Annotated in this window: 27 protein-coding genes and 2 pseudogenes; 14 read left to right on the top strand and 15 right to left on the bottom strand. The window is 62.8% G+C overall.

Features of this window, described 5'->3' with window-relative positions:
- Positions 1-298 precede the first annotated feature (298 nt).
- Complete coding sequence (locus tag AC07Y9_RS20160) at positions 299-1,627, bottom strand: OprD family porin (RefSeq protein WP_102679698.1); 1,329 nt, start codon at positions 1,625-1,627, stop codon at positions 299-301.
- A gap of 333 nt (positions 1,628-1,960) precedes the next feature.
- Here AC07Y9_RS20160 and AC07Y9_RS20155 point away from each other — a divergent pair, with 333 nt between their 5' ends.
- A complete protein-coding gene (locus AC07Y9_RS20155; protein WP_102679697.1) occupies positions 1,961-2,293 on the top strand; it encodes a DUF2790 domain-containing protein in 333 nt (110 codons plus the stop codon).
- Here AC07Y9_RS20155 and AC07Y9_RS20150 read toward each other — a convergent pair.
- Positions 2,290-2,799: a RidA family protein gene (locus tag AC07Y9_RS20150; protein ID WP_007928830.1), complete on the bottom strand. Its 510-nt coding sequence runs from the start codon at positions 2,797-2,799 to the stop codon at positions 2,290-2,292. The genes AC07Y9_RS20155 and AC07Y9_RS20150 overlap by 4 nt on opposite strands.
- On the opposite strand from AC07Y9_RS20150, the pseudogene AC07Y9_RS20145 reads away from it, so the two are divergent.
- The 4 genes and pseudogenes from AC07Y9_RS20145 to AC07Y9_RS20130 all read left to right on the top strand — a co-directional run.
- A pseudogene (locus tag AC07Y9_RS20145) lies at positions 2,723-3,790 on the top strand (PAS domain-containing protein); the annotation flags it as partial. The gene AC07Y9_RS20150 and the pseudogene AC07Y9_RS20145 sit on opposite strands and share 77 nt — an antisense overlap.
- Before the next feature lie 108 nt (positions 3,791-3,898).
- Complete coding sequence (locus AC07Y9_RS20140) at positions 3,899-4,330, top strand: methyl-accepting chemotaxis protein (protein WP_232539795.1); 432 nt, start codon at positions 3,899-3,901, stop codon at positions 4,328-4,330.
- A gap of 236 nt (positions 4,331-4,566) precedes the next feature.
- Positions 4,567-5,340 (top strand): annotated as a pseudogene (locus AC07Y9_RS20135) (PAS domain-containing protein); the annotation flags it as partial.
- On the top strand, positions 5,323-5,883 hold the full coding sequence (locus AC07Y9_RS20130) for a methyl-accepting chemotaxis protein (protein ID WP_256580935.1): 561 nt from the start codon (positions 5,323-5,325) through the stop codon (positions 5,881-5,883). The pseudogene AC07Y9_RS20135 and the gene AC07Y9_RS20130, both read left to right, overlap by 18 nt.
- 38 nt (positions 5,884-5,921) lie before the next feature.
- Here the strand turns inward: AC07Y9_RS20130 and AC07Y9_RS20125 are convergent, their stop codons facing one another.
- Both AC07Y9_RS20125 and AC07Y9_RS20120 read right to left on the bottom strand, forming a co-directional pair.
- Positions 5,922-6,839 (bottom strand): LysR family transcriptional regulator, encoded by a 918-nt coding sequence (locus AC07Y9_RS20125; RefSeq protein ID WP_053262645.1) that lies wholly within the window; start codon positions 6,837-6,839, stop codon positions 5,922-5,924.
- Between the two features lie 195 nt (positions 6,840-7,034).
- Complete coding sequence (locus tag AC07Y9_RS20120; protein ID WP_102679694.1) at positions 7,035-7,808, bottom strand: SDR family oxidoreductase; 774 nt, start codon at positions 7,806-7,808, stop codon at positions 7,035-7,037.
- 167 nt (positions 7,809-7,975) lie between these two features.
- Here AC07Y9_RS20120 and AC07Y9_RS20115 point away from each other — a divergent pair, with 167 nt between their 5' ends.
- The gene (locus AC07Y9_RS20115) at positions 7,976-8,575 is read left to right on the top strand and encodes a flavin reductase family protein (protein WP_102679693.1); all 600 of its coding nucleotides are present in this window, start codon (positions 7,976-7,978) and stop codon (positions 8,573-8,575) included.
- A gap of 177 nt (positions 8,576-8,752) precedes the next feature.
- On the opposite strand, the gene AC07Y9_RS20110 is transcribed toward AC07Y9_RS20115, so the two are convergent.
- The gene (locus AC07Y9_RS20110) at positions 8,753-9,637 is read right to left on the bottom strand and encodes a LysR family transcriptional regulator (RefSeq protein ID WP_102679692.1); all 885 of its coding nucleotides are present in this window, start codon (positions 9,635-9,637) and stop codon (positions 8,753-8,755) included.
- Positions 9,638-9,751: 114 nt separating this feature from the next.
- Here AC07Y9_RS20110 and AC07Y9_RS20105 point away from each other — a divergent pair, with 114 nt between their 5' ends.
- On the top strand, positions 9,752-11,155 hold the full coding sequence (locus AC07Y9_RS20105; protein ID WP_102679691.1) for an MFS transporter: 1,404 nt from the start codon (positions 9,752-9,754) through the stop codon (positions 11,153-11,155).
- A 189-nt stretch (positions 11,156-11,344) separates the two neighbouring features.
- Here the strand turns inward: AC07Y9_RS20105 and AC07Y9_RS20100 are convergent, their stop codons facing one another.
- The 3 genes from AC07Y9_RS20100 to AC07Y9_RS20090 all read right to left on the bottom strand — a co-directional run bounded on the left by AC07Y9_RS20100 (position 11,345) and on the right by AC07Y9_RS20090 (position 13,041).
- Positions 11,345-11,734 (bottom strand): cupin domain-containing protein, encoded by a 390-nt coding sequence (locus tag AC07Y9_RS20100; protein WP_009045608.1) that lies wholly within the window; start codon positions 11,732-11,734, stop codon positions 11,345-11,347.
- 88 nt (positions 11,735-11,822) lie between these two features.
- Positions 11,823-12,632 carry an AraC family transcriptional regulator gene (locus AC07Y9_RS20095; RefSeq protein ID WP_102679690.1) on the bottom strand — a complete coding sequence of 270 codons (810 nt, stop codon included), beginning with the start codon at positions 12,630-12,632 and terminating at the stop codon, positions 11,823-11,825.
- 67 nt (positions 12,633-12,699) lie between these two features.
- The gene (locus AC07Y9_RS20090; RefSeq protein ID WP_102679689.1) at positions 12,700-13,041 is read right to left on the bottom strand and encodes a DUF190 domain-containing protein; all 342 of its coding nucleotides are present in this window, start codon (positions 13,039-13,041) and stop codon (positions 12,700-12,702) included.
- A gap of 61 nt (positions 13,042-13,102) precedes the next feature.
- Here AC07Y9_RS20090 and AC07Y9_RS20085 point away from each other — a divergent pair, with 61 nt between their 5' ends.
- From AC07Y9_RS20085 to AC07Y9_RS20065, 5 genes are read left to right on the top strand one after another with little or no spacing between them, the layout of a single operon-like run.
- Positions 13,103-13,249, top strand: a complete 147-nt coding sequence (locus tag AC07Y9_RS20085; RefSeq protein ID WP_102679688.1) for a helix-turn-helix domain-containing protein — start codon at positions 13,103-13,105, stop codon at positions 13,247-13,249.
- A 41-nt stretch (positions 13,250-13,290) separates the two neighbouring features.
- Entirely contained in the window at positions 13,291-13,932 is a 642-nt protein-coding gene (locus tag AC07Y9_RS20080; protein WP_102679687.1) for a LysE family transporter, read from the top strand.
- 49 nt (positions 13,933-13,981) lie between these two features.
- Positions 13,982-14,461: a GNAT family N-acetyltransferase gene (locus AC07Y9_RS20075; protein WP_102679686.1), complete on the top strand. Its 480-nt coding sequence runs from the start codon at positions 13,982-13,984 to the stop codon at positions 14,459-14,461.
- 46 nt (positions 14,462-14,507) lie between these two features.
- Positions 14,508-15,602 carry a D-alanine--D-alanine ligase gene (ddlA, locus tag AC07Y9_RS20070; protein ID WP_102679685.1) on the top strand — a complete coding sequence of 365 codons (1,095 nt, stop codon included), beginning with the start codon at positions 14,508-14,510 and terminating at the stop codon, positions 15,600-15,602.
- A 15-nt stretch (positions 15,603-15,617) separates the two neighbouring features.
- Positions 15,618-15,971, top strand: coding sequence for a gamma-glutamylcyclotransferase family protein (locus tag AC07Y9_RS20065; RefSeq protein WP_009045601.1), 354 nt, complete (start codon positions 15,618-15,620; stop codon positions 15,969-15,971).
- Between the two features lie 9 nt (positions 15,972-15,980).
- On the opposite strand, the gene AC07Y9_RS20060 is transcribed toward AC07Y9_RS20065, so the two are convergent.
- The 3 genes from AC07Y9_RS20060 to AC07Y9_RS20050 form a co-directional block, all read right to left on the bottom strand.
- Complete coding sequence (locus AC07Y9_RS20060; protein ID WP_102679684.1) at positions 15,981-16,556, bottom strand: hypothetical protein; 576 nt, start codon at positions 16,554-16,556, stop codon at positions 15,981-15,983.
- An 87-nt stretch (positions 16,557-16,643) separates the two neighbouring features.
- Positions 16,644-17,360 carry a purine nucleoside phosphorylase YfiH/LACC1 family protein gene (locus AC07Y9_RS20055; protein WP_102679683.1) on the bottom strand — a complete coding sequence of 239 codons (717 nt, stop codon included), beginning with the start codon at positions 17,358-17,360 and terminating at the stop codon, positions 16,644-16,646.
- Between the two features lie 108 nt (positions 17,361-17,468).
- Entirely contained in the window at positions 17,469-18,281 is an 813-nt protein-coding gene (locus AC07Y9_RS20050) for a MerR family transcriptional regulator (protein ID WP_102679682.1), read from the bottom strand.
- A 223-nt stretch (positions 18,282-18,504) separates the two neighbouring features.
- Between AC07Y9_RS20050 and AC07Y9_RS20045 the strand changes: the two genes are divergently transcribed.
- Together AC07Y9_RS20045 and AC07Y9_RS20040 are read left to right on the top strand one after the other, a co-directional pair.
- Positions 18,505-19,257, top strand: a complete 753-nt coding sequence (locus AC07Y9_RS20045; protein ID WP_146021759.1) for a hypothetical protein — start codon at positions 18,505-18,507, stop codon at positions 19,255-19,257.
- Positions 19,257-19,739 carry a hypothetical protein gene (locus AC07Y9_RS20040; protein ID WP_081359787.1) on the top strand — a complete coding sequence of 161 codons (483 nt, stop codon included), beginning with the start codon at positions 19,257-19,259 and terminating at the stop codon, positions 19,737-19,739. The genes AC07Y9_RS20045 and AC07Y9_RS20040 overlap by 1 nt, the downstream gene beginning before the upstream one ends.
- A 6-nt stretch (positions 19,740-19,745) precedes the next feature.
- Here the strand turns inward: AC07Y9_RS20040 and AC07Y9_RS20035 are convergent, their stop codons facing one another.
- The 4 genes from AC07Y9_RS20035 to AC07Y9_RS20020 all read right to left on the bottom strand — a co-directional run bounded on the left by AC07Y9_RS20035 (position 19,746) and on the right by AC07Y9_RS20020 (position 21,763).
- Positions 19,746-20,117, bottom strand: coding sequence for a helix-turn-helix domain-containing protein (locus AC07Y9_RS20035; RefSeq protein ID WP_092417716.1), 372 nt, complete (start codon positions 20,115-20,117; stop codon positions 19,746-19,748).
- Between the two features lie 5 nt (positions 20,118-20,122).
- On the bottom strand, positions 20,123-20,425 hold the full coding sequence (locus AC07Y9_RS20030) for a type II toxin-antitoxin system HigB family toxin (protein WP_007926255.1): 303 nt from the start codon (positions 20,423-20,425) through the stop codon (positions 20,123-20,125).
- Between the two features lie 106 nt (positions 20,426-20,531).
- Positions 20,532-20,822, bottom strand: coding sequence for a DUF3077 domain-containing protein (locus AC07Y9_RS20025; protein WP_102679680.1), 291 nt, complete (start codon positions 20,820-20,822; stop codon positions 20,532-20,534).
- 440 nt (positions 20,823-21,262) lie between these two features.
- Positions 21,263-21,763, bottom strand: a complete 501-nt coding sequence (locus AC07Y9_RS20020) for a GNAT family N-acetyltransferase (protein ID WP_102679679.1) — start codon at positions 21,761-21,763, stop codon at positions 21,263-21,265.
- Between the last annotated feature and the right edge of the window lies 1 nt (position 21,764).

Below are 21,764 nucleotides of genomic sequence, written 5' to 3'. Positions count from 1 at the left end.
GCCGTTGTGCTGTTGCTGGCCGAGCCAGAATTGTTCCAGGGCATGCCTGGCGCGTTCGCTGCTGTTATCGCTGGGAAGCGCGCTGGGCTGGCCAGGCGGAGTCAGGTGGGCAGGCTTCAAGACATGATCTCCCGCAAGTGGCTGGCCGCCAGCGAAGCGCTGTCGGCTCGGGCATGCGGGCAAGTATACGAAGGCCAACCTGACGAGAAGGTGAGGGCGATATTACAGTTCTGAAAGACAGGCGTCTGTGAAGAAGTTTTAACGTCGGGCGGGCCTCTAACCCGCCCGGCGCAAGGGCTCAGAGAATGGCCAGCGGGTATTCGACGATCAGGCGGAATTCCTCCAGGTCGGATTCGAAGCTGCTGGAGCGCACGGTGGCCTGGCGGATGCGCAGCGACAGGTCCTTGAGCGTGCCGCCCTGCACCACGTACTTGGCTTCGATATCGCGTTCCCAGCGGCGCTGGTCGGTCAGCGGATTGCCGTCCGCACCGCGGCGCATGTACACCGCGTTGGCGTTGCTGTAGTCGGCGTCGCTGCCTTTGCCGTAGCGGGTCATGAACGACAGGCCGGGGATGCCCAGGGGCTGCATGTCGAGGTCGTAGCGGACCATCCACGAACGTTCCTTCGGCGAGTTGAAGTCGCTGTACTGGATCGAGTTGTCGAGGAAGATCGAGTCCGACTGGCGCAGGTAGTCGAAGTCGTCGTCGCCATTGTTGCGCTGGTGCGACAGGGATAGGGTGTGGGCGCCATAGGTGGCGCCGATCTTGGCGCTCCAGATGTCGTTGTCGAACTCGCCGAGCAGTTTCTTGCCCTCGTCCACCGCCTTGTAATAGTTGAACCCGGCGAACAGCGAGAACTGGTCCGAGATCGGCCAGGTCGCCGCGCTGCCGAAGTAGTACTGGTCCCAGGCGTCCTTCAGGCGGCTGCTGTAGAGGCTGAAGCTGAGGTGCTTGTTCAGGCTGTAGTCGCCGCCGAAGTAGGCGACCCAGGGCGAGTCGACCTTGCCGGCATAGAAGGTGGCGAAACCGTCGCGCAGGCTACTGCTGTCGGGCTGGCTCATGCTATGCAGGCGCCCGCCCTGGAGGCTCAGGCCGTCGATGCTGGTGTTCTCGAAGGTGGCGCCGCGAAAGCTTTCCGGCAGCAGGCGCGAGTCGCCGTAATGCACCACCGGGGTTTTCGGGAAGACATCGCCGACCTTGATCACGGTGTCGAGCAGGCGCATTTTCGCCGCGCCGCCGACCTTGCTGTAGTTGTCGGCCGGGTGGTTGTCGCTGTCCACCGGCAGCATGCCGAACGACCCGCGACCGCCACTGCGGCCGGCGCCTGAGTCGAGCTTGAGGCCATACATGGCAAAGGCGTCGAGGCCGAAACCGACGGTGCCCTGGGTAAAGCCGGATTCGAACTTACCGATCAGCCCCTGGGCCCAGGCCTCCGAATAGCCGTTGCCGGTGGGGCTGGACTGGCCCTTGCGATCGTCGCGATTGAAGTAGTAGTTACGGGCCAGCACGTTGAGGCTGCTGCCTTCGATAAAACCTTCGGGCTGGTCGTCTGCCGCGTTCACGGCCAATGGGCTCAGCCCCAGTACCGCGGAAAACACGGACAGGGACCAGCGGGTTTGAGTGCGCATGTTGTTTGCTCCTGGATATGGGCAGCTATCAGCTGTTATGTCGCCTGGGGCGTTCTTGTTAGTTGTACTCGCGAACCGTCTGGTTAACGGCTGGAGTCAGCGTCGATAGTTGCAAACAACAGATAACGCGGAGGTGACCCGGTTATTACAATTCTGCAAGGATAAAAATTGTAAGTTGTATTTGTTTTTAGTTGGAGGCCTTGTTTTATATGGGGTTTTCTCAAGGGCAAGAAGCGGTCTTGGGTTTATTACATATAAGTAATGTATCCGTGATCTTCCCGACAGGGTCCGCTGGTTATCCTCGTTGCAACTAACCAAAACGAGGAAGCAGTCATGAAGTTATTTAAATTGAGTATCGCCACCCTGGTACTTTCCTTGTCGTCCCTGGCCATGGCCGAAGGCGGCGGCGACCGCACCTTCGACCGCGCCATGCAGGCGAACGAGAAGGCCATGGCGGCCTACGCGGCGAAGCAGGGCAAGGAGGCGCCGGTGGTGGAAAACTATCGCTACGGCATGCCCCTGGACATCCAGAAGGTGGTCAACGTGACGCCGCCGGCCAAGGCCTGCAACCCGGTGCCGTCACGCATGACCTATGAGGATTCGGCCGGACAGCTCAAGACCGTTGAGTATCAGGTCATGGGCCAGTGCCGCACCAATGGTAGTTAATCCTCAACGTCCTCATGGGGCGCGGGAAGCGGTTCGAGGGCCACGATCATGTCGATTTCCACCGCGGCATTCTTCGGCAGCTGATAGACCCCGAGGGACGTGCGGGTGTGCACCCCGGCCTCGGCAAAGATCGAATAGAGCACTTCGGAGGCCGCGTCGGCGACTTCGCTCTGCTGGGTGAAGTCGGCGGCGCTTTGCACATAGACGTTGAGCCGCAGGACTTTTTTCACCCGCTGCAGATCGCCCAGCAACTGGGCGAGGATCGCCAGGGCGCGCATGGTGCAAATACGTGCGGCATACCGGCCGTCTTCCAGCGAAACATCGCCACCGACCCGCCCGACCACCTTCACGGTGTTGTCGATGCGGGGGATCTGCCCGCTGACGTACACCTCGTCGCCGTTCTGCACCGCGGGCACATAGTTGCCGCCGATGCGCATTTCACCGTCGAAAGCGTGTCCCAGACGCGTCGCTACCTGGTCGAACAGGGCCTTGCGTGAAGCCTCCATAGATTGCACTCCGTCGATTGCCGTTGATTTTCCAGAGCACGACTATAGCCCCTCTTCCGGGCTCCGGAGCATGGGTTGTAGCCCCGCAGGGCCGGGGCCCGAGGCGTTTCAAAGTTTTTTGGTCGGATATGTCTTATGGGCTCTTCAGAAAAATACTCAAGCGCCGATGGCTAGAGACAATGCTGCCCACTATTACAGCCCATCGGTGCATCCCATGTTCAACAAAAGCTTGAAGCAAGAGCTGTTGGCTCTACGCGAAGAACTCTCGAGCCTCCAGCAAGTGAAGGACAGTCTCGACAGCGAAATGCTGGTGCTGGTTCTCGATCCCGATGGACGCATTTTGTCGGTCAACGACAACTTCAACCTGGAAATGCTCTACAGGGGCAGCGAACTGGTCGGTCGTCACATCGAGGACATAGTGCCGGCCCACGTCAAGACCGATGAATTCCACCACCGTTTCAAGGCGACGCTGACCCGTGGCGAGCATTTTGCCGGCGCGGTACGCCTGCTGCGTGGCAACGGCCAGGAAGCCTGGCTGCGCTCGATCTCCCAGCCGGTTCGCGATTCCCAGGGGCGGATCAAACAGTTCTCGATCTACTCCAGCGACCTGACCCGCACCATCGAAGCCTCTCGCGAGCACGAGAACCTGATCGGCGCGCTGGTCCGCTCCACGGCGGTGATCGAGTTCGACCTCAACGGCAACGTGCTGGCGGCCAACGAGCGTTTCCTCCACGGCATGGGCTACAGCCTGGCGCAAATCCAGGGCAAGCATCACCGTACCTTCTGCGAGCCCGAGGAATACAACAGCGCGGAGTACCAGGCATTCTGGAAGCGCCTGAACGCCGGCGAGTTCGTCGCCGGGCGGTTCAAGCGCATCGACAGCTACGGCCGCGTGGTCTGGCTCGAGGCTTCCTACAACCCGGTGGTCGATGCCAACAACCGGCTGTACAAGGTGGTGAAGTTCGCCACCGTGATCACCGACCAGGTGAACCAGGAGCAGGCAGTCGCCGAGGCGGCGAACATTGCCTACAGCACCTCCTTGCAAACCGACAACAGCGCCCAGCGCGGCACCACCGTGGTGACCGAGGCGGTGAACGTGATGCGCGACCTGGCCAAGCACATGCAGCAGGCCGGCGAGGGCATCGAGGCGCTGAACGAGCAGTCGCTGGTGATCGGCACCATCGTCAAGACCATCAGCGGCATCGCCGAGCAGACCAACCTGTTGGCGCTCAACGCAGCCATCGAAGCGGCGCGGGCCGGTGAACAGGGACGCGGCTTTGCCGTGGTGGCCGACGAAGTCCGGCAACTGGCTTCGCGCACCAGCAAGGCCACCGACGAAATCGTCGGCGTGGTACGGCAGAACCAGGACATGGCGCGCGAGGCCGTGGCGCTGATGACCGATGGCAAGGCCCAGGCCGAGCAGGGCCTGGCCCTGGCCGCCGAAGCCGGCACGGTGATCGTCGAGATCCAGGACGGTGCGCAGAAGGTGGTGAACGCCGTCGGCCAGTTCGCCAGCCAATTGTCCAACTGAGTCCTGTCCCGGACCCGGCGTCAGGCCTTTTCCAGGCCATGACGTCGGGTATCGAGTGGCCGCCAGCTCGACGGCCACGATCTGCTCCAACGCCAGCGCGCCCTGCGCGGGTGGTTAGGAAGTTTCCTGTCTCTATGGAAGATAAATCCTAAAGAGCCTTGAGCGCGTCAAGAACGCGTTTCCAACGCCGATGGTGAGGCTGCTGCAGTCTCCAATCACAGGCTATCGGTGTATCCATGTTCAATAAACGTTTGAATCAGAAGCTCCTCGCGTTGGGTGAGGAGTTTCGTGCGCTCGAGCAGGTCAAGGAAGGTTTCGAGCGCACCCAGCTCAGTGTCGATCTCGATCCGCAGCGCCGGATCCTGGTGGCGAACCGCAATTTCACCCAGGGCATGCATTATTCCCCCGAGGCGCTGCTGGGCTGGCCCATCGACAATCTGCTGCCGGACGATGCCCGGCCCGAAGAGGCGCACTCGCGTTTCATGACGGCGCTGGCCTGCAGCGAGCCTTTCGACGATACCCTGCGTCTGCGTCGTGGTGACGGTCATGACGCCTGGCTGAGGGTGATCCTGCAGCCGATCTTCAACTCCGAGCGGCAACTCAGGTCCTTTTCCCTGATCGCCAATGACCTGACCGAAACCGTGGAAACCGCCTGCGAGCATGACAACCTGATCGCGGCCCTGCTGCGTTCGACCGCGGTGATCGAGTTCGACCTCAAGGGCCGGGTACTGACCGCCAACGAGCGGTTCCTGAGCTGCATGGGCTACAGCCTCGAGCAGATCCTGGGCCAGAACCACAGCCTGTTCTGCGAGCCGCAGGAGTACAACAGTCCGGCCTACAAGGTGTTCTGGGAGCGGCTGAATGCCGGCGACTACGTCGCCGACCGCTTCAAGCGCATCGACAGTCTCGGCCGCGTGGTCTGGCTCGATGCCTCGTACAACCCGGTGGTCGATGCCAATGGCAAGCTCTACAAGGTGGTGAAATTCGCCACGGTGATCACCGAGCAGGTCAAGCAGGAGCAGACCGTCGCCGACGCCGCGGAGATCGCCTACACCATTTCGCAGCAGACCGACAGCAGCGCCCAGCGCGGGTCCTCGGTGGTGACCGAAGCGGTGCAGGTGATGCGCGACCTTGCGACCCACATGCAGCAGGCCAGCGACAGCATCGAGGCGCTGAACGAGCAGTCGCGGGTGATCGGCAGCATCGTCAAGACCATCAGCGACATTGCCGAACAGACCAACCTGCTGGCGCTCAACGCGGCCATCGAAGCGGCCCGCGCGGGTGACCAGGGGCGCGGCTTCGCGGTGGTGGCGGACGAGGTCCGGCAACTGGCCTCGCGCACCAGCAAGGCCACCGACGAAATCGTCGGCGTGGTCCGGCGCAACCAGGACATGGCCCGCGACGCGGTGGTGCTGATGGCCGACGGCAAGACCCAGGCCGAGCAGGGCCTGGGCCTGGCCGCCGAAGCCGGCACGGTGATCGTCGAGATCCAGGACGGCGCGCAGAAGGTGGTAAGCGCCGTCGGCCAGTTCGCCCATCAATTGTCCGGCTGATGGGCTGGCTGCAGCCAGCAGCCTGGGTGGGGCCGCTGTCAGTCCTGCCGGTCGTTTTCGAGATGGGGCGCGATCAGGGTTTCGAACCATTCGATAAAGGCGTTCAGCCGGCGCGAGCGATGGTTGCGATTGGGATAGAGCGCGGAGATCGCCATGGACGCGGGGCGAAAACCGGGCAGGACTTCCACCAGTTTGCCCCGGTCGAGCAGGTACTGCACGTCGAAGCGCGGGATCTGGATCAGGCCCAGCCCGGCCCTGCAGCAGGCGATGTAGTTTTCGGCGTTGTTGACGATCACCCGGCTGGGCAAATTCAGTTCCAGCTCGTGACCTTCGGCCAGGTATTCCCAGGGCAGTTCGCGGCCCGTGCTGGGGGAGCCGTAGCCGACCATCCAGTGACCGTCGGCCAGGTCGCCCGGCGTTTGTGGCTGGCCGTGCCGGGCCAGATAGTCAGGGCTGGCGCAATTGATCAGGGCCAGGTGGCCCAGGCGCCGGACGATCAGGCTGCTATCGCGCAGGGCGCCGACACGGATCGCGCAATCCACGCCTTCCTGCACCAGGTCGATGGAACGGTCGGTGGAGCCCAGCGCCAGCTTCAGGCTGGGGTAGCGGGCGAAAAGCTCGGGCAGGGCGGGGGCGATCAGGCGCCGGGCAATGCGGCTGGGCACGTCGATATTGAGCCGGCCACAGACGTCCAGTTGACGGGTGTGAAACAGCTGCTCGAGTTCCACCGCATCGCTCAGCAACAGACGCGCGCGCTCCAGCAGGACCGCGCCGTCGGCGGTCAGCTGAACCTGGCGCGTGGTGCGGTGCAACAGGCGCGTGGCGAGGGCGGTTTCCAGTTGCTGTACCGCTGCCGAGACGGTAGCCCGGGGCAGTTCAAGGGCGTGCGCGGCCTTGATGAAACTGCCCATGTCAGCCACCTGGATGAATACACGGTACTGCTCGAGCTTATCCATGAATGGGGCGTTGTTCCGAGGCGTGTGGTGCGTATTTTCTGTAGGAGCGAGGCTTGCCCGCGATAGCGTTGTGTCAGACAGCCCCTGATCGCGGGCAAGCCTCGCTCCTACGCAAGCCTTTCGCAAACGCCAATCTACCTCGCCCCTTGGCGGATTACTCGGGTCGATGACAACCGTCGATCAGAAGGCCGGGCCTCACTTGGTGGTGTAGCCGCCGTTGATCAGCAGGGTCTGGCCGGTGATCCACCAGCCGTCGGTGACCAGATGACGGATGAAGGGCACCACGTCCTTGATGTCGGTCAGGCCGGTCTTGCTGAAGCCGGACAGCGCCGCGGCGGTCTTGTGGTAAGCCACGGCGTCGGCGCCTTCGGCCGGGTAGAAGAATGGCGTGTCCATCGGCCCAGGGCCCACGGCGGTCACCGAGATGCCGCGGGCGCCGAATTCCTTGGAGGCGGCGCGGGTGAAGTGTTCCACCGGTGCCTTGGCCCCGCCGTAGGCGGCATAGAACGGCGTGTAGGCGCCGAGCAGCGAGGTCACCAGCGACACCAGCTTGCCGTGGTCCTCCAGGTGCTTGCCGGCTTCCTTGATAAAGAAGAACGCGCTCTTGGAGTTGACCGCGAACATGTCGTCGTACTCGGCTTCGCTGATCTCGACTATGGGTTTTTTCAGGACCTTGCCCACGGTGTTGATGGCGATGTCGATCTTGCCGAAATGCGCCTTGGCGTCGCTGAAGAGTTGCTCCACGGCCGCGGCGGCGGTCAGGTCGGCCTGCCAGGCGTGGGCATCGACGCCCAGGTTCTTGATCGCCGCCACGGTCCGGTCGGCGTCGGCCTTGCTGGCGGCGCTGTTGTAATGCACGGCGATGGCCTTCGCGCCATGGGCGGCCAGGTCCCGGGCGATCAGGCCGCCCAGGTTCTTCGCGCCACCGGCGATCAACGCCACTTTGTTTTTCAAAGAATGGTCTGCCATGGAAAAAATCCTTCAGCCTGTGAGGTGAAGGCCCAGTCTAAGCAGCCGCAAGTCAGGGATAAGCCCGGTCAATCTGGATGGATTGTCCAGGGAAATTGCCCAATCCCGACTGCTGTGCCGAACCGGGATGTCGCTACAATCGACGTTTTTCTCCTGGAGCCTTACCCATGAGCCCATCCCATCGTCGTCCGGTTCCGCTGGCCAAGGCCTACCGTCTGCTCAACCACGGGCCGACCGTGCTGGTCAGCGCCACCCATGGCGGCCAGCGCAACATCATGGCCGCGGCCTGGGCCATGCCGCTGGATTTCGAGCCGCCGAAAGTCGCCGTGGTGCTCGACAAATCCACCTGGACCCGGCAACTGCTGGAAGCCTCCGGCACCTTCGTGCTCAACGTGCCGTGCGCCGCCCAGGTCGATATCGCGCAGACCGTGGGTTCCACTTCCGGCCTGGAGCTGAACCGCGACCAGGGCCGCGACAAGTTCGAGCGCTATGGCCTGCCGACCTTCGCCGGCGAGCTGATCGACGCGCCGCTGCTCGAGGGTTGCGTGGCCTGGCTCGAATGCCGGTTGCTGCCGGAACCGCACAACCATGAACGCTATGACCTGTTCCTCGGCGAGGTCATCGCCGCCCAGGCCGATGAGCGAGTGTTCAGCGACGGCCGTTGGCATTTCACCGGGCACGATGCCTTGCGCACCCTGCACCATGTGGCGGGCGGGCATTTCTTGACGATTGGCGATGCGCTGGACGGCAAGACCCTGGCGTCGTGAATCGCCTGCGCCGCTACCACCCGTAGCCGCTGCCGAGCCCGCGAGGCTGCGATCGACCGCGCAGCGGTCGCCAAACCAGGCGCCGCATTCATCCAGGTAAACCGCGTGCGCAGGTTTGGCGAGGACTGCGTCCTCGAACGCAGCCTCGCTTCGCTCGGCAGCGGCTACAGGCGCGGCTTACCAGCTGACGGTGTTCAGGGCGTCGGCGAAGACCTTGAGTTTCGGCGAGTACTGGCGCGACGGCGGGTAGACCAGCGACAGTGCCCGGCTGCGTCCGGAAAAGGCCTGCAGGATCGGCACCAGGCGGCCGTCGGCGAGGGCGTCCTCGACGGCGAAGTTCATCAACTGGGCGATGCCGAAGCCCCCCAGCACACCGTCCACCAGCGCGTCGCCGATATCGAAGATCAGCCGGCTGGGCACGCTGACATCGCGCACCTTGCCGTCGCGCATGAACTGCCAGTCCACCAGGCGCCCGCTGCGCAAATTGCGCACGGTCAGGCAGTTGTGCTGTTGCAGCTCTTCCACCGTCTGCGGCGTGCCATGGCGCGCCAGATAGTCCGGGGACGCCACCGTGACCCAACGCAGCGGCGCCAGGGGCCGGGCGATCAGGCGCTGGTCCTGGATCTCGCCGGTGCGCAGGATGGCGTCGAAGCCTTCGTCGACGATGTCCACCAGCCGATCGGTCATCACCGCCTCGATGCTCAGGTCCGGGTATTGCTCGGTCAGGCGTCCGATCAGCGGCATCACCACCTTGCGTCCGAACAGCGACGGCGTGCTGATTTTCAGCAGCCCGGTGGGCGAGTCGCGACGGTCCAGCAGCAGGCTTTCGGTCTGCGCCAGTTCGGCCAGCAGCGGCGCGGCGCGCTCCACCAGCAGCTGGCCGTCCGGGGTCAGGCTGACGCTGCGGGTGTTGCGTTGCAGCAGGCGTACGCCCAGTTGCTGCTCCAGGCGCGAAATGGCCCGTGACAGGCCGGACTGGGTCAGCCGCAGATCGCCGGCGGCGCGGGTAAAGCTGCGGGTCTCGGCGACCCGGACCAGCAAACGAACGGCGTTCAGATCCATGATTAAAGTCATCACTGAAAGAGCAATGACGGTATTTATCATCTAATCGGCATCAAAGAAACTGAGGGTCCTTGATTCATCCCCCCTTTATTTTCCACACAAGGACTCGACGTGATGCCCGCCACCTCTTCAGTCAGGCCGTCAGGCTGGATGCTGCTCCTGCTGGCCAGTGCGCAGCTGATCATCGCCCTGGACGCGACCATCGTCTTCGTCGCCTTGCCGGAGATCGGCAGCCACCTGGGGTTTTCCGCGCAACAGCTGCAATGGGTGGTCAGTGCCTACAGCGTGGCCTTCGGCGGCTTCCTGCTGCTGGGCGGTCGGGCGGCCGACCTGCTGGGCAAGCGGCGTTTCTATATCGTCGGGCAAAGCCTGTATGCCCTGGCTTCGCTGGCTGGCGGCCTGGGCGGCAGCGCACTGCTGCTGGTGCTGGCGCGGGCGGTGCAGGGTGTCGGCGGGGCGATGCTGTTCCCGGCGACGCTGGCGCTGATCAACAGCCATTACCCCGAAGGGCCGGCGCGCAACCGGGCGTTCGCGGTGTGGAGCGCGGCCTCGGCGGCGGGCCTGGCCCTGGGCGCGTTGCTCGGTGGCGTGCTGACCCAATGGTGGGGCTGGGAGGCGGTGTTTCTGGTCAACGTTCCGCTGGCTGGGGCCTGTGCCTTGCTGGCCCGGCGCTGGATTCCGGCCGATGGCCAGCGCGAGCGTGGCCGGCGTTTCGACCTCAGCGGCGCCTTGACCGTGACGGTGGGCGGCACGCTGTTGGTGTTCGCCATCGTCCAGGGCCCGGAATGGGGCTGGAGCGCCCCGGCGACCCTGGGCTGCGGGGCGCTGGCGCTGTTGCTGCTCGGGGTGTTCGTGTGGATCGAACAGCGTGGCCACGACCCGCTGATGCCGCTGCGCCTGCTGGCCCATCGCGAGCTGCGCCTGGCGATGTTCCTTACGGCCTTGTTCATGAGCAGCTTCGGCGTGCAGTACTACTTCCTCGCCCTGTATTTCCAGCAGGTCTATGGCTACAGCGTGCTGCAAAGCGGCGTGGCGTTTTTGCCGGCGACGCTGCTGTGCACCGTGGGCATCTGGCTGGCCGAACGTTCGTTGCTGCGCTTCGGGCTGCGGGCGACCCTGGTCAGCGGCTTGCTCCTGGGCGCACTGGGCATTGGCGGGGTGTATGTGGCGCTGCCCGACGGGGCGGGGTTCTGGAGCCTGATGCCGGGCATCGTGGTGCTGAGCATCGGCCAGGGCATGACCTGGACCGCCATGTGGGTCTCGGCCGGGCAGGGCATCGCGCCGGGCGAGCAGGGCGTGGCGGCGGGCATTGCCTCCACCAGCCAGCAGATCGGCGGGGCGCTGGGGCTGGCGCTGCTGGTGTCGCTGGCCAACGCCGGGCTGGGCGGCTCACAGGCCGTCGGCATCGAGCAGGCGGTGGGCGCCAGCGCCTTGCTCGCCCTGCTGGGGGCGTTGCTGGCCCTGCGTTTGCGGGTGCCGACAGGCCAAGGCCTGGCGGCAGCCGCCGAACGCGGTTGAGTGGCAGCCGATGACGGTGCTGTAGCCGCTGCCGAGCACCGCGAGGCTGCGAACGAGGACGCAGTCCTCGCCAATCCTGCGCATGCGGTTTGCCTTAGAGGAACGCATCGCCCGTCTTTACGGCCGCTGCGCTGCCGATCGCAGCCTCGCGGTGCTCGGCAGCGGCTACAGGCTGAGTCAGCGGAGAGCTCAGATCCACACATCATTGGCGGCCGTGCGTTCGCCGCCTTCTTCACCGGTGTTGCGCACGCCCTTGGGTTCGATCAGCAGCAACTTGACCTCCTGTTCGGCGTACGGCTTGTGTTTCATGCCCTTGGGCACGACAAACATCTCGCCCTGGTTGATGGTCACCTGGCCGTCGGCGAAGTCGATGCGCAGTTGGCCTTCGAGGACGATAAAGGTCTCGTCGGTGTGCGGGTGGTCGTGCCAGATGAAGTCCCCTTGCAGCTTCACCAGTTTGAACTGGTAGTCGTTCATTTCGGCGATGACACGGGCTTGCCAGTGGTCGTCGAACAGGCTGAGTTTGTAGGCGAAATTCAGGCTCTGGTAAGTGATGGGCGTGGTGTTGGCTGGGTTCATGCTGCGGCTCCGTAAAGAGGTGATCGGGCCTCTACGGTAATCAGCGCGGTGCTGCGGTTCTTGTACGATTGTGCGTGCCGGGCGGGGTTCAGCGGCCGTGCATTTTCAGCCAGCGCGCCGGCGGCAGGCCGTAGGTCTTGCTGAATTGCCGGGTCATGTGGCTCTGGTCGGTAAAGCCGGCCAGCAGCGCCGCGCTGACCAGCGACTGGCCTTGCAGCAACAGCGCCCGCACCAGGTCCAGGCGGCGCATGGTGAGGTAGCGATAGGGGCTGGTGCCGAACAGCAGGCGAAAGTCCCGCGACAGGCTCCAGCGGTCGCGACCGCTGTGGGTGGCCAGTTCGTCGAGGGTGATGCTCTGGTCCAGGGCGCTGTGCATGTATTCCCGCGCCCGCTCCGCGGCATGATAGTCGAAGCGCTGCGCCGGCCGGGAAACGCCGGACACGGCATTCAGCGCATGGGCCAGATCGAACAGCGCGTCTTCCTGTTCCAGCGGGTCCAGCGGGCCGTCCATGCTGCGCAGCAAGGTGTCGGTGGCGGCGAACAAGCGTGGGTCGGTGGACAGGCCGTTCTTGATGAAGGGCAGCGGCTGGCCGCCGAGGATCTGCTGGATCAGCGCCGGCTCGATATACAGCATGCGGTAATGGAAACCGTCCTGGGTGCCGGCTTCGCCGTCATGCACTTCATCCGGATGCAGCACCATGGTCCCGCCCGGCAGGTTATGGCGCCAGCCGCCGCGGTACTGGAAACTCTGCACGCCGGACAGCGTGCGGCCGATGGCGTAGGTGTCGTGACGGTGCAGGTCGTAGCCATGCCCGGCGAAAAACGCCTCGATACGCTCCAGCCCCCGGGCGGGAGGCGCGCGGTGGACCCAGTCTTTGCGGGGGGCGGGCTTGCCCATGAAACTGTCCTCGACACAACGTCAGGCCAGTACGGTAACCCAGGAGGGCGTACCTGTCTTCAGCGCATCATCCGCCCGCGTCGGCTTCCTTGGCCTCTTTGCCGAGGGTGCCGAACTCGATCGGCGTCTTGATGTAGAACAGCGCAATGTCCTCGTCCTCCAGGCGTTTGAACAGCCGGGCCGACTCCTCTTCGGTGAGTGCCAGGCGGACCTCGATGGGCTGGTCGGCCAGTTCGAAAAAGTGGGCGGAGTGCAGCCGGCCGGTGTGGCCGAAGCCTTCGATGGCGGTGCTCATGGTCGCGCCGCGCAGGCCCAGTTCATTGGCCAGGTCGACGAGCCAGTCCCCCAGCATTTTGCCGTGGTAGCGGCGATTCTGCTGGGTGAAGAAAATCACCAGGAAACCGTTCATGAGCGTTCTCCAATGGCCTCCATTACTTTCAGCATAGCCCCGGGGGTAGGGCGGGAGTGCTATGTCCAATGTCGTTCTGCCGGGCGGGATACGGACCCGACGCAAGGTCAAGTCCAAGGGGCTGCGGTTCTTGACCCTGGACGCGATCTGCCAATACCTGGAGAGTCAGTCGGGCGACCTGTTGATCCATGAGCCCGAGGTGGAGTAGCGTCAGCGTCCCCCCTCATGTGACAAAAGGCGGTCTGTGTCATGGCGCTTGAACATTGGCTGTATGCCGGCCCGCTGCTGTCGCTGGCGTTGCTCTGGACCGTGGCCGTGGTCACGCCGGGGCCGAACTTTTTTACCACGGCGCAATTGGCCGCCAGTTGCTCGCGCCGGCATGGCATGACCGCCGCGCTGGGCGTCGCCACTGGCACGGTGCTCTGGGGCTTGGCCGGTGGCCTGGGGATCAAGTCGCTGTTCAGCGCGGCACCGGCCTTGTACCTGGCTTTCAAGATCGCCGGCGGCTGCTATCTGATTTACCTTGGCCTCAAGCAGTTCAGGCGCAAGCCGGCGCCGACCGGGGCGGGCAATGGCTTGCCTGGCGGGTCGGGCCGCAGCCTGTTCTCGGCTTATCGCCTGGGCTTTCTCGGCAATATGACCAACCCCAAGTCGGCGCTGTTCGTCGCTACCATTTTTGCCACCTCGATGCCGGCGTCACCGCCGCCGTTGCTGCTGGCCCTGGCCGTGCTCACCATGGCTTCGCTGTCGTTCACCTGGTACTGCTGCGTCGCGCTGTTCTTCGCCAGCAGCCGCATGGCTGCCGTCTATAGTCGTTCACGCAAATGGCTGGACCGTTTTGCCGGCAGTTGCTACCTGCTGTTCGGCGCCCATCTGGTGGCCAATCGCTGAAGTCGGGGCTGGGCGCACGCCATGGATTTTCAGGGTCAGGAGACAGGACATGAGCTTTGCTTTTCGCCCCGTGCAGGATCGGGATATTCCACGGATCTGTGGTTTTGCCCGGGATCCCGGCGAGTTGTTTTTCTTTTTCCCGGCGGCCGCCTGGCCGCTGACCCACGAGCAACTGCGCGACTCCATTGCCCAGCGCTCTGATTCGACAGTGATCGAACGGGACGGCCAGGTGCTGGGTTTCGCCAACTTCTACCAATGGGGCACCCACGGCACCTGCACCATCGGCAATGTCATCGTCGATCCCGAGGCCCGTGGCGCCGGGGTCGCCGGGCAGTTGATCGGCGAAATGCTGCGCATCGCCCGGGACAAGCACCAGGCCGCGCAGGTGACCCTGTCCTGCTTCAATGACAACGTGGCGGGCCTGCTGCTGTATCCCAAGCTCGGTTTCGTGCCGTTCGCCATCGAAGAGCGCCGGAACAAACAGAATCAGCGGGTGGCGCTGATTCACCTGCGACATCAGCCGGCTTGAGCGGTCCGATACAAGCGCTGAACCACTTTTTTAACGGGAACAAACCATGAGCAAGCTGCGGGTCGGGATTATTTTTGGTGGCCGTTCGGCCGAACACGAAGTGTCGCTGCAATCGGCGCGCAACATCGTCGATGCGCTGGATCACGAACGCTTCGAGCCGGTGCTGATCGGCATCGACAAGAACGGCCACTGGCACCTCAACGACACCTCGAACTTCCTGATCAACCAGGAAAACCCGGCGCTGATCGCCCTCAACCGGTCCAACCGCGAACTGGCGGTGGTGCCGGGCAAGGCCAGCCAGCAACTGGTGGAAACCTCCAGCCAGGAACTGCTGGGCCACGTCGATGTGATTTTCCCCATCGTCCACGGCACCCTCGGCGAAGACGGCTGCCTGCAGGGCCTGCTGCGCATGGCCGACCTGCCGTTCGTGGGTTCCGATGTGCTGGGTTCGGCGGTGTGCATGGACAAGGACATCAGCAAGCGCCTGCTGCGCGATGCCGGCTTGGCGGTGACGCCTTTTATCACCCTGAACCGGGCCACCGCGGCGCGCACCGACTTTGCCCTGGCGCAAAGCAAGCTGGGCCTGCCGATGTTCGTCAAGCCGGCGAACCAGGGCTCGTCCGTGGGCGTGAGCAAGGTCACCAGCGCGGCGGAATACCACGCGGCCATCGAGCTGGCACTGGGCTTCGATGAAAAGGTCTTGGTGGAGTCGGCGGTCAGCGGTCGCGAGATCGAATGCGCGGTGCTGGGCAACGACCGGCCGATCGCCAGCGGTTGTGGGGAAATCGTGGTCGGCAGCGGTTTTTATTCCTACGACAGCAAGTACATCGACGACCAGGCGGCCCAGGTGGTGGTGCCGGCGGACCTCAGCGAAGAGGTCAGCGAGCGCATTCGCACCCTGGCCGTCGAGGCGTTCCAGGTGCTGGGCTGTTCGGGGCTGGCGCGGGTCGATGTGTTCCTGACCCAGGGCGGCGAAGTGCTGATCAACGAGATCAATTCGCTGCCCGGCTTCACCCGCATCAGCATGTATCCGAAGCTGTGGCAGGCCGCGGGCATGACCTATAGCGAACTGGTCAGTCGCCTGATCGAGTTGGCGCTGGAGCGCCATGCGGCGCGCCAGGCATTGAAAATCAGCCGCTGAGTTCCGGAGTGAACAATGAGCGTTGCCACTGAAGCGTCGCAGTACCTGTTTTCCTACGGCACCTTGCAGGACAAGGCCGTGCAACTGGCCAACTTCGGTCGCGAGCTGGAGGGCAGCGCGGACGCGCTGCCGGGGTATGAACAGGCCTGGGTGCAGATCACCGACCCCCAGGTGCTGGCCACCAGCGGCAAGACCCATCACCCGATCCTGCGCCCGGGCAGTGCGGCCAGTGCGCCGATCCCGGGGACGGTGTTTCGCATTACTGCCCAGGAGCTGGCCGCGGCGGACAGCTACGAGGTGGCGGACTACAAACGCGTGAGCGTGGTGCTGCAGTCCGGGATCGAGGCGTGGGTGTATGTGAGCGTTTGAGGCCCAGGTTTACTTCACGAGCAGTAACAGCCCATACAGCATCAGGGCCCAGACTAGTGCGCCTGGCACCATAACCACATAGTTGAGCGGGGTGAGCCGGTCGTTGCTTGCACCCAGTGGGTCGCCAGCGGCTTCGTTGAGGCCGCGCTGGCCCTTGAAGGTCACCAGCGCCTGGATTGGCAACAGGGCCAGACTGGCTATGTCTGTTAGGGGATAACCGGTATTCCTTTTGACCATGCCGTCGAGGCCTTTGCTGATAAGTAACATCACCACGAACTGGGTGGCCAGATTCCACGGTAGCCAGTCATAACGGCGACCGCTTTTCTTGATCTGGACATCGGCTGCCCGGTACAGCGCGTGAGTGTAGAACAGCATGAATATCGCCCGGGCGATGGGCCACATGGGTTGTCCGCTGGCCTGCTTGAACTGCTGCCAGTTCTTGTAGGCCCAGTACAGCAGGTAGAGGCCGAAGGTCAGCATGAACAGGGTCATGAACTTGGTCTTGGACACTACGTAGAAAGGGCGCTGCACGTCGCTGGCAGTGGCCAGCTGGGCTTGAGGCGGGGCATAGAGCTTGTCAGACACGATCATTCCTTTGTGGGTCTACAGGGCGCGCAAGATTAACCCGGTGCGGTGCCAAGGACCTATCGCGATAAATCTGAAGATGCGGTTTCAGGCCCGCCCGATCCAGGAATACTGGAAGGACTTCTCCTCGCCCCGGTGGCCGCGGCGGCGATAGCTGGCCAGGGTCGCGCTGGAACAGTAGGTGCAGTGCTCGCAGTGTTCGATCTGCTCCTCATCGATACCCGCCGCGCGCAACAGGTTCAGGGCATAGAGGCTCAGGTCGAACCACAGCGAGTCCGGCCGGGTCGGCGCTGGCAGGGCAATCTCCGGGGGCAGCCGTGGCGCGGGGCGCTCCTGGCTCCAGGGTGTCTGCTCCGGCGACCACAGGTGGCCTTGGGTGGCCGACAGGGTGTTAATGAACTCCGGGCTGACTTCGTAGCAGCAAGGCTTGATCGAGGGGCCGAACGCCACGCGCAACTGAGGGGCGGCGATGCCCTTGGCAGCGAAGTGTTGCAGCACGTTGTCGATGATGCCGCCGTGCAGACCTTTCCAGCCGGCATGGACCGCGGCGACCCACGAGGCGTCTTCACTGCTGATCAGCAGCGGCAGGCAGTCGGCTGTCATCACCGCTATAGGCCGGCCGGTGCGGGTGAACACCGCATCGCCGCGGATGATGCCGCTCGGCAGCGTGGTGCTGGCCTCGACCACCTCGCCGGTGTGGGCCTGGGAGCAGAAGAACAGGTTGGCAGGCAGTGGTGCCCCGATCCGAGAAAACTCGTGACGGATGCCTGGTATCTGTTTCAACACTGGCGCCTGGAAACTCATCGGACCTTCGCTCTGTTGCTGTGGATTAGCTACAGAGCATAGCGGGATCATGAGTCCTTTTGCTGACAGAGACCTGTCATCTGGTCGGCTGCTTGTCCGATCGGGGCATCAGTTTTTCAGCGGAATATAGAGTTCGACCACGCTGTCCGGGTGCATCGGCCCGAAAAAACGCTCCCCGGCGTACTCGAATTCCACCCCCTCATCGGCCTGCATCCCTGCGGCCGGCAGCCATTCGCTGTAGGCGGCGCGGAAGGTTTCCGGCAGGGTCTGCACCGTGCCGCGGTGCTCGACCCGGGCGTACTGGCGGGCGGGGATTTCCAGTTCCACCATGCCCTCCACCAAGGGCGCCTCGGCGCTGACCGGCAGCCCGGCGACGTAACGCCACTGACCGTCGCTCAAGGGCTGGCAAATACCGTAAGTGCCGACCGGTTCGGCCAGGCGCTGGATCTCCTGCTCCCGTGGTTCGAAGCGTTGCCACAACTCGGCAATCGAGCCCTGGTCATCCTGCTGCCAGGCCATGCCGATGATGCGCTGCGCCGCCAGCGTCACCCGCACCGGCGTCTGCGGCGCCGGCAGGCTGCGTTCGGGCTGCGCCAGATAACGCTGCAACTGGCCGAGCACGTTCTGGCTGCGGGCAATCTGGGTTTCCAGCTCACCGGCATGGGCCTGCAACGCCTGGCGCAGACTCAACACACTGTGCAACGCGCCGCTGTCCGCCAGCCCACGAATCTCCTCCAGCCCCATGCCCAGCTGCCGCAACCAGACAATGCGCCCGAGGACGCCGATCTGCTCCGGCTTGTAGTAGCGATAACCGTTGTCCTGCCCGGTCAGCGCCGGGGTGAACAGACCGATGCTGTCGTAGTGGCGCAAGGTCTTGGTGGTGAGGCCATGGCAGCGGGCCATTTGACCGATGGTGAGCATGCAAACGTCCTTTTTTGTGGTGAGGGTCGAGCGGCACTTTAGGGGTTTACCCAAGGGCAAGCTCAAGGCTGTTCCACGGTATTTTTTAAGTGTCCGAGAGTCTTTCAGAGAAGTCTGGAGGGTAAATAGGCGCGGGATGACAGCCAGGTTTTGTTCATAACCCTATAACGCGCAAGTGCTGAGAAGAAGCATTGGCGCTTTGTATTTCTATGTGGGTATGAACATGAAACGACTGGTTTGCCATCGAGATGTTGGGGGGTATTCCCTGACGCAAATAGAAAGTCCTTTTTTTGCGCTTTATGAGGTTAAGCGAGCACTGGCAGATCCAGAGGGGTTAACGGGACTGCGCGATCTGTTTGAGGCTTGTGGATTATCAGTTGGGCAAAACTACACCGAGCAAGACCGGTGCAAGGTTCTGGAAAAAGTTGAATTGGGTGATTGGTTGGTAGTGTCGGATGATCCCTTCAGCCCCCTGAGTGCTGATACGTTTGGTAAATACTCAAGCCTCTCGGGCAGGACGTTCTCTTTGGGGAGTTACACCTTGCGCCAGCTTTCCGCCTCGGATTTGCCATTGGTTCAGGGTGAGGTGCTCACGCTGGAGAGGGTGGCGACAGATTCTCAGAAGGTAGACGGTCCGGGTAAATGGGTTCTCAAGAGAATTGATTACGATGGTGTCAGGAATTCATTAGTGGTCTTTGCCAACCGGCTGACTTCATTTGGCGAGGAGGGGCGGATGTTTTTGGGAGAGGGAAAGGATTTTATGAATACTTCCCGAACCTTGATTCAAGAGTGGGTACCTCTCACTGAGGAAGAGCTTCATTTTTCACGTCAGTCTGCTGTTCATCGGTATGGCGAGTTGCGTCATATCAGTCAGCGCTTCATTGAAGGGGCAGACAGCTGGCCTGTCTCTGGGAGTTCCTGGCACTGGCAGCCAGTGACCGCTGATGTTGTCTATGAGTACAAAAAGGAGCGGTAATGTTTTTTTTCAGGAAGTTGAGCCGGACCCGGATCTGGCAGTTTTGGGGCGGGCTCGATGCGCTCTATTTGTTGTGGTACGTCACGAGCAGTGTACGGCTGGGCAAGACTCCGTTCTGGGATGACCTGACTGCGGCGACTGAAGTGTTCAAGGATCATGGAACCACTGCTGTGGTTATGGTGATGATCAATTGGGGTTTGCAGCTGTCGATAGTCGTCAGCGCTTTCCTGTTTTTGTTTCAGCGCAAAGAAGCCAAGTGGCTGGGGCTTGCGCAGATTCCTTTGCGCTTGGTGTTTGTCGTGCCGTCTTTTTCCGTGCTTCTGATCGGCGCGTATTTTTTTCCGAACTACAACCCGCTGATGATGTTGGGGGTGATAGTGCTCTCTGAAATCATCAAGGGCTGGAGTTTATGCGTGGTCAGGAGCACCCCCGCTAAGGGCGAGGGTGTAAAGCCTGAGTCATTGAAGCCTGATCGCGGATAGAACCACTCAGACTGACTTCACCGGCTTGATCAGGCTCTCGGCGGGGATGCCGAACAGTTGGTGCAGTTTCCAGATCATTGGCAGGGTCAGGGCGCGTTTGCCGTTGAGCACTTCGTAGACCCGGTTGGTTCGGCCGATGGCGGGAGCCAGGTCGGCGGCCGACAGGCCCGATTGCTCCATGCGGAACTTGATGGCGTCGATCGGGTTGGGCAGGTCGACCGGGAAGTGCTTGGCTTCATAGGCTTCGATCAGGGTGATCATCACGTCGAAGTAGTCGCCTTCTGCGGTGCCGGGTTCGGGCTCGTTATCGAACAGCACCGACACTTGCTTGAGCGCCGCGCGGTAATCCTGGTCGGTGTGGATGGGGCGAATCTGCATGCTCGTTACTCCATTTCAACGCGGTCGGCGTCGATGGCATCGTACTGCTGGTGAGTGCCAACGAACTTGATGTAGAGGGCGCCAAAGCGGTAAGCCACGGCCACTACCAAGCGGTAGTCATTGCCTTTGATGTTGAACACCACGCGACGGCTTTTAAGAATGCTGGCGCTGCAAAACTGGTCCTTGATCTGCGCCGGGCTGGACCAGTTGGCATTGCGTGCTTCATCGATCCAGGCCAGAAGCGGTTGTTCGACATCCGGGTGCTGTTCCCAGAACGTCTTCAAATGACTGACGGCGATAATCCTCATGGCTCGAAATCCTAGTCCCGTCATGGGACTTAAGCAATGGGGTGAGAGAGGAAGGCGATGGACGGACAGCAATCGATGTTGCCCGTCCCGCAGGGGTTGCTCGGTTTCAACCTGCGCCTGCCGTCATCGCGGTGTGCACATCATCCATCACCGCTTTACCCATCTCACCCAGGTAATGTGCCGCCCAAGCATAGCGGTCCGCCTGCGGTTCCATGGCCGCATCCAGGGTCAACTGTTTTGCCAGATGTAGCAGCAACGAGGCGTGTTCCAGGGCGTCGGCCAGGGGGACGTCGGCGTTGACCCGCAGCAGCGGACGTTGGCCTTCGCCACAATTGGCAAAGGTTATTTTGCCGAGGGTGTGCAGGGAGGAAGGGGATGGATTGAGGGTGTGTTTCATGGTGAACCTCCTTGATTCGAAGAATCATCACCGTCTGCCGCCAAACAGATCAGGGTGACGGGTTACGCAGGATTGGCGGACCGGGAATCAAGGCAACCGGCGAACCCGAAGGCTCTCCCACGCAACCCGTCATAACGCAGGTATGCGGGCGCAAAAAAAAGCGCCTGCAAAGGTGGGGGCGCTTGTGCGCCTCGATTCTATCAGGCCGCCAAGCCTGTTCGCTGGTTTTGCAGCGATGGTCGAACCATAGGGTGGAAGAGATGGAGTCGCAACGCTGTTACTGCGACATTCTGTGACTGTGAGATATGCGCATTTCTTGAAGCCCTAAAGGATTCTGTAGCCGCTGCCGAAGGCTGCGATAGGACCGAAGGTCCTCCAGCGGTCTCACGATTCCTGTGCCCCCGCCGGGGTCGTTCGCAGCCTCGCGGGCTCGGCAGCGGCTACAGGCCTGTGTTCAGCACCTTGGCCATTTCCGCAGTGGCCGCCCAGCCCAATCCGGCATACACCGGCTTGCCCACCTCGGTCGCATGCAAGACGGCGAAGCTCAGCCCGCGCTGGATGAATTCGGCTTCCGCCAGCTTCATCAGCGCCGAGGCCAGCCCTCGGCGCCGGTAGGCGGGTTCGACATACAGGTTGAGCACATAACCGCGCTGGTCCTGGGTCGGATGGGACGGGTGGGGCGGCCAGTCGATGCTCATCAAGCCAATGGCCGCCACCGGTTGCTGGCCGTCCAGCAGGGCAAAGCCGTAGTAGCGGCCATCGGGCAAACGCTCGCGCAACCAGGGGCGGAAGTGTTCGCTCATCACTTGCAGGGCCGCGGGTTCGCCTCCGGCTTCGAGGAACATCGCCTCGCGGTGCCGGCGGACCAGTTCGAGGTCGTCGGCCACCAGCCGGCGCACGGCCAAGCCTGAAAAATCGATACCGCCGGGAATCGGGTTCATC

The organism is Pseudomonas sp. GW456-L12 (genome assembly GCF_059424045.1).
This window is presented reverse-complemented; position numbering and strand designations above follow the sequence as displayed.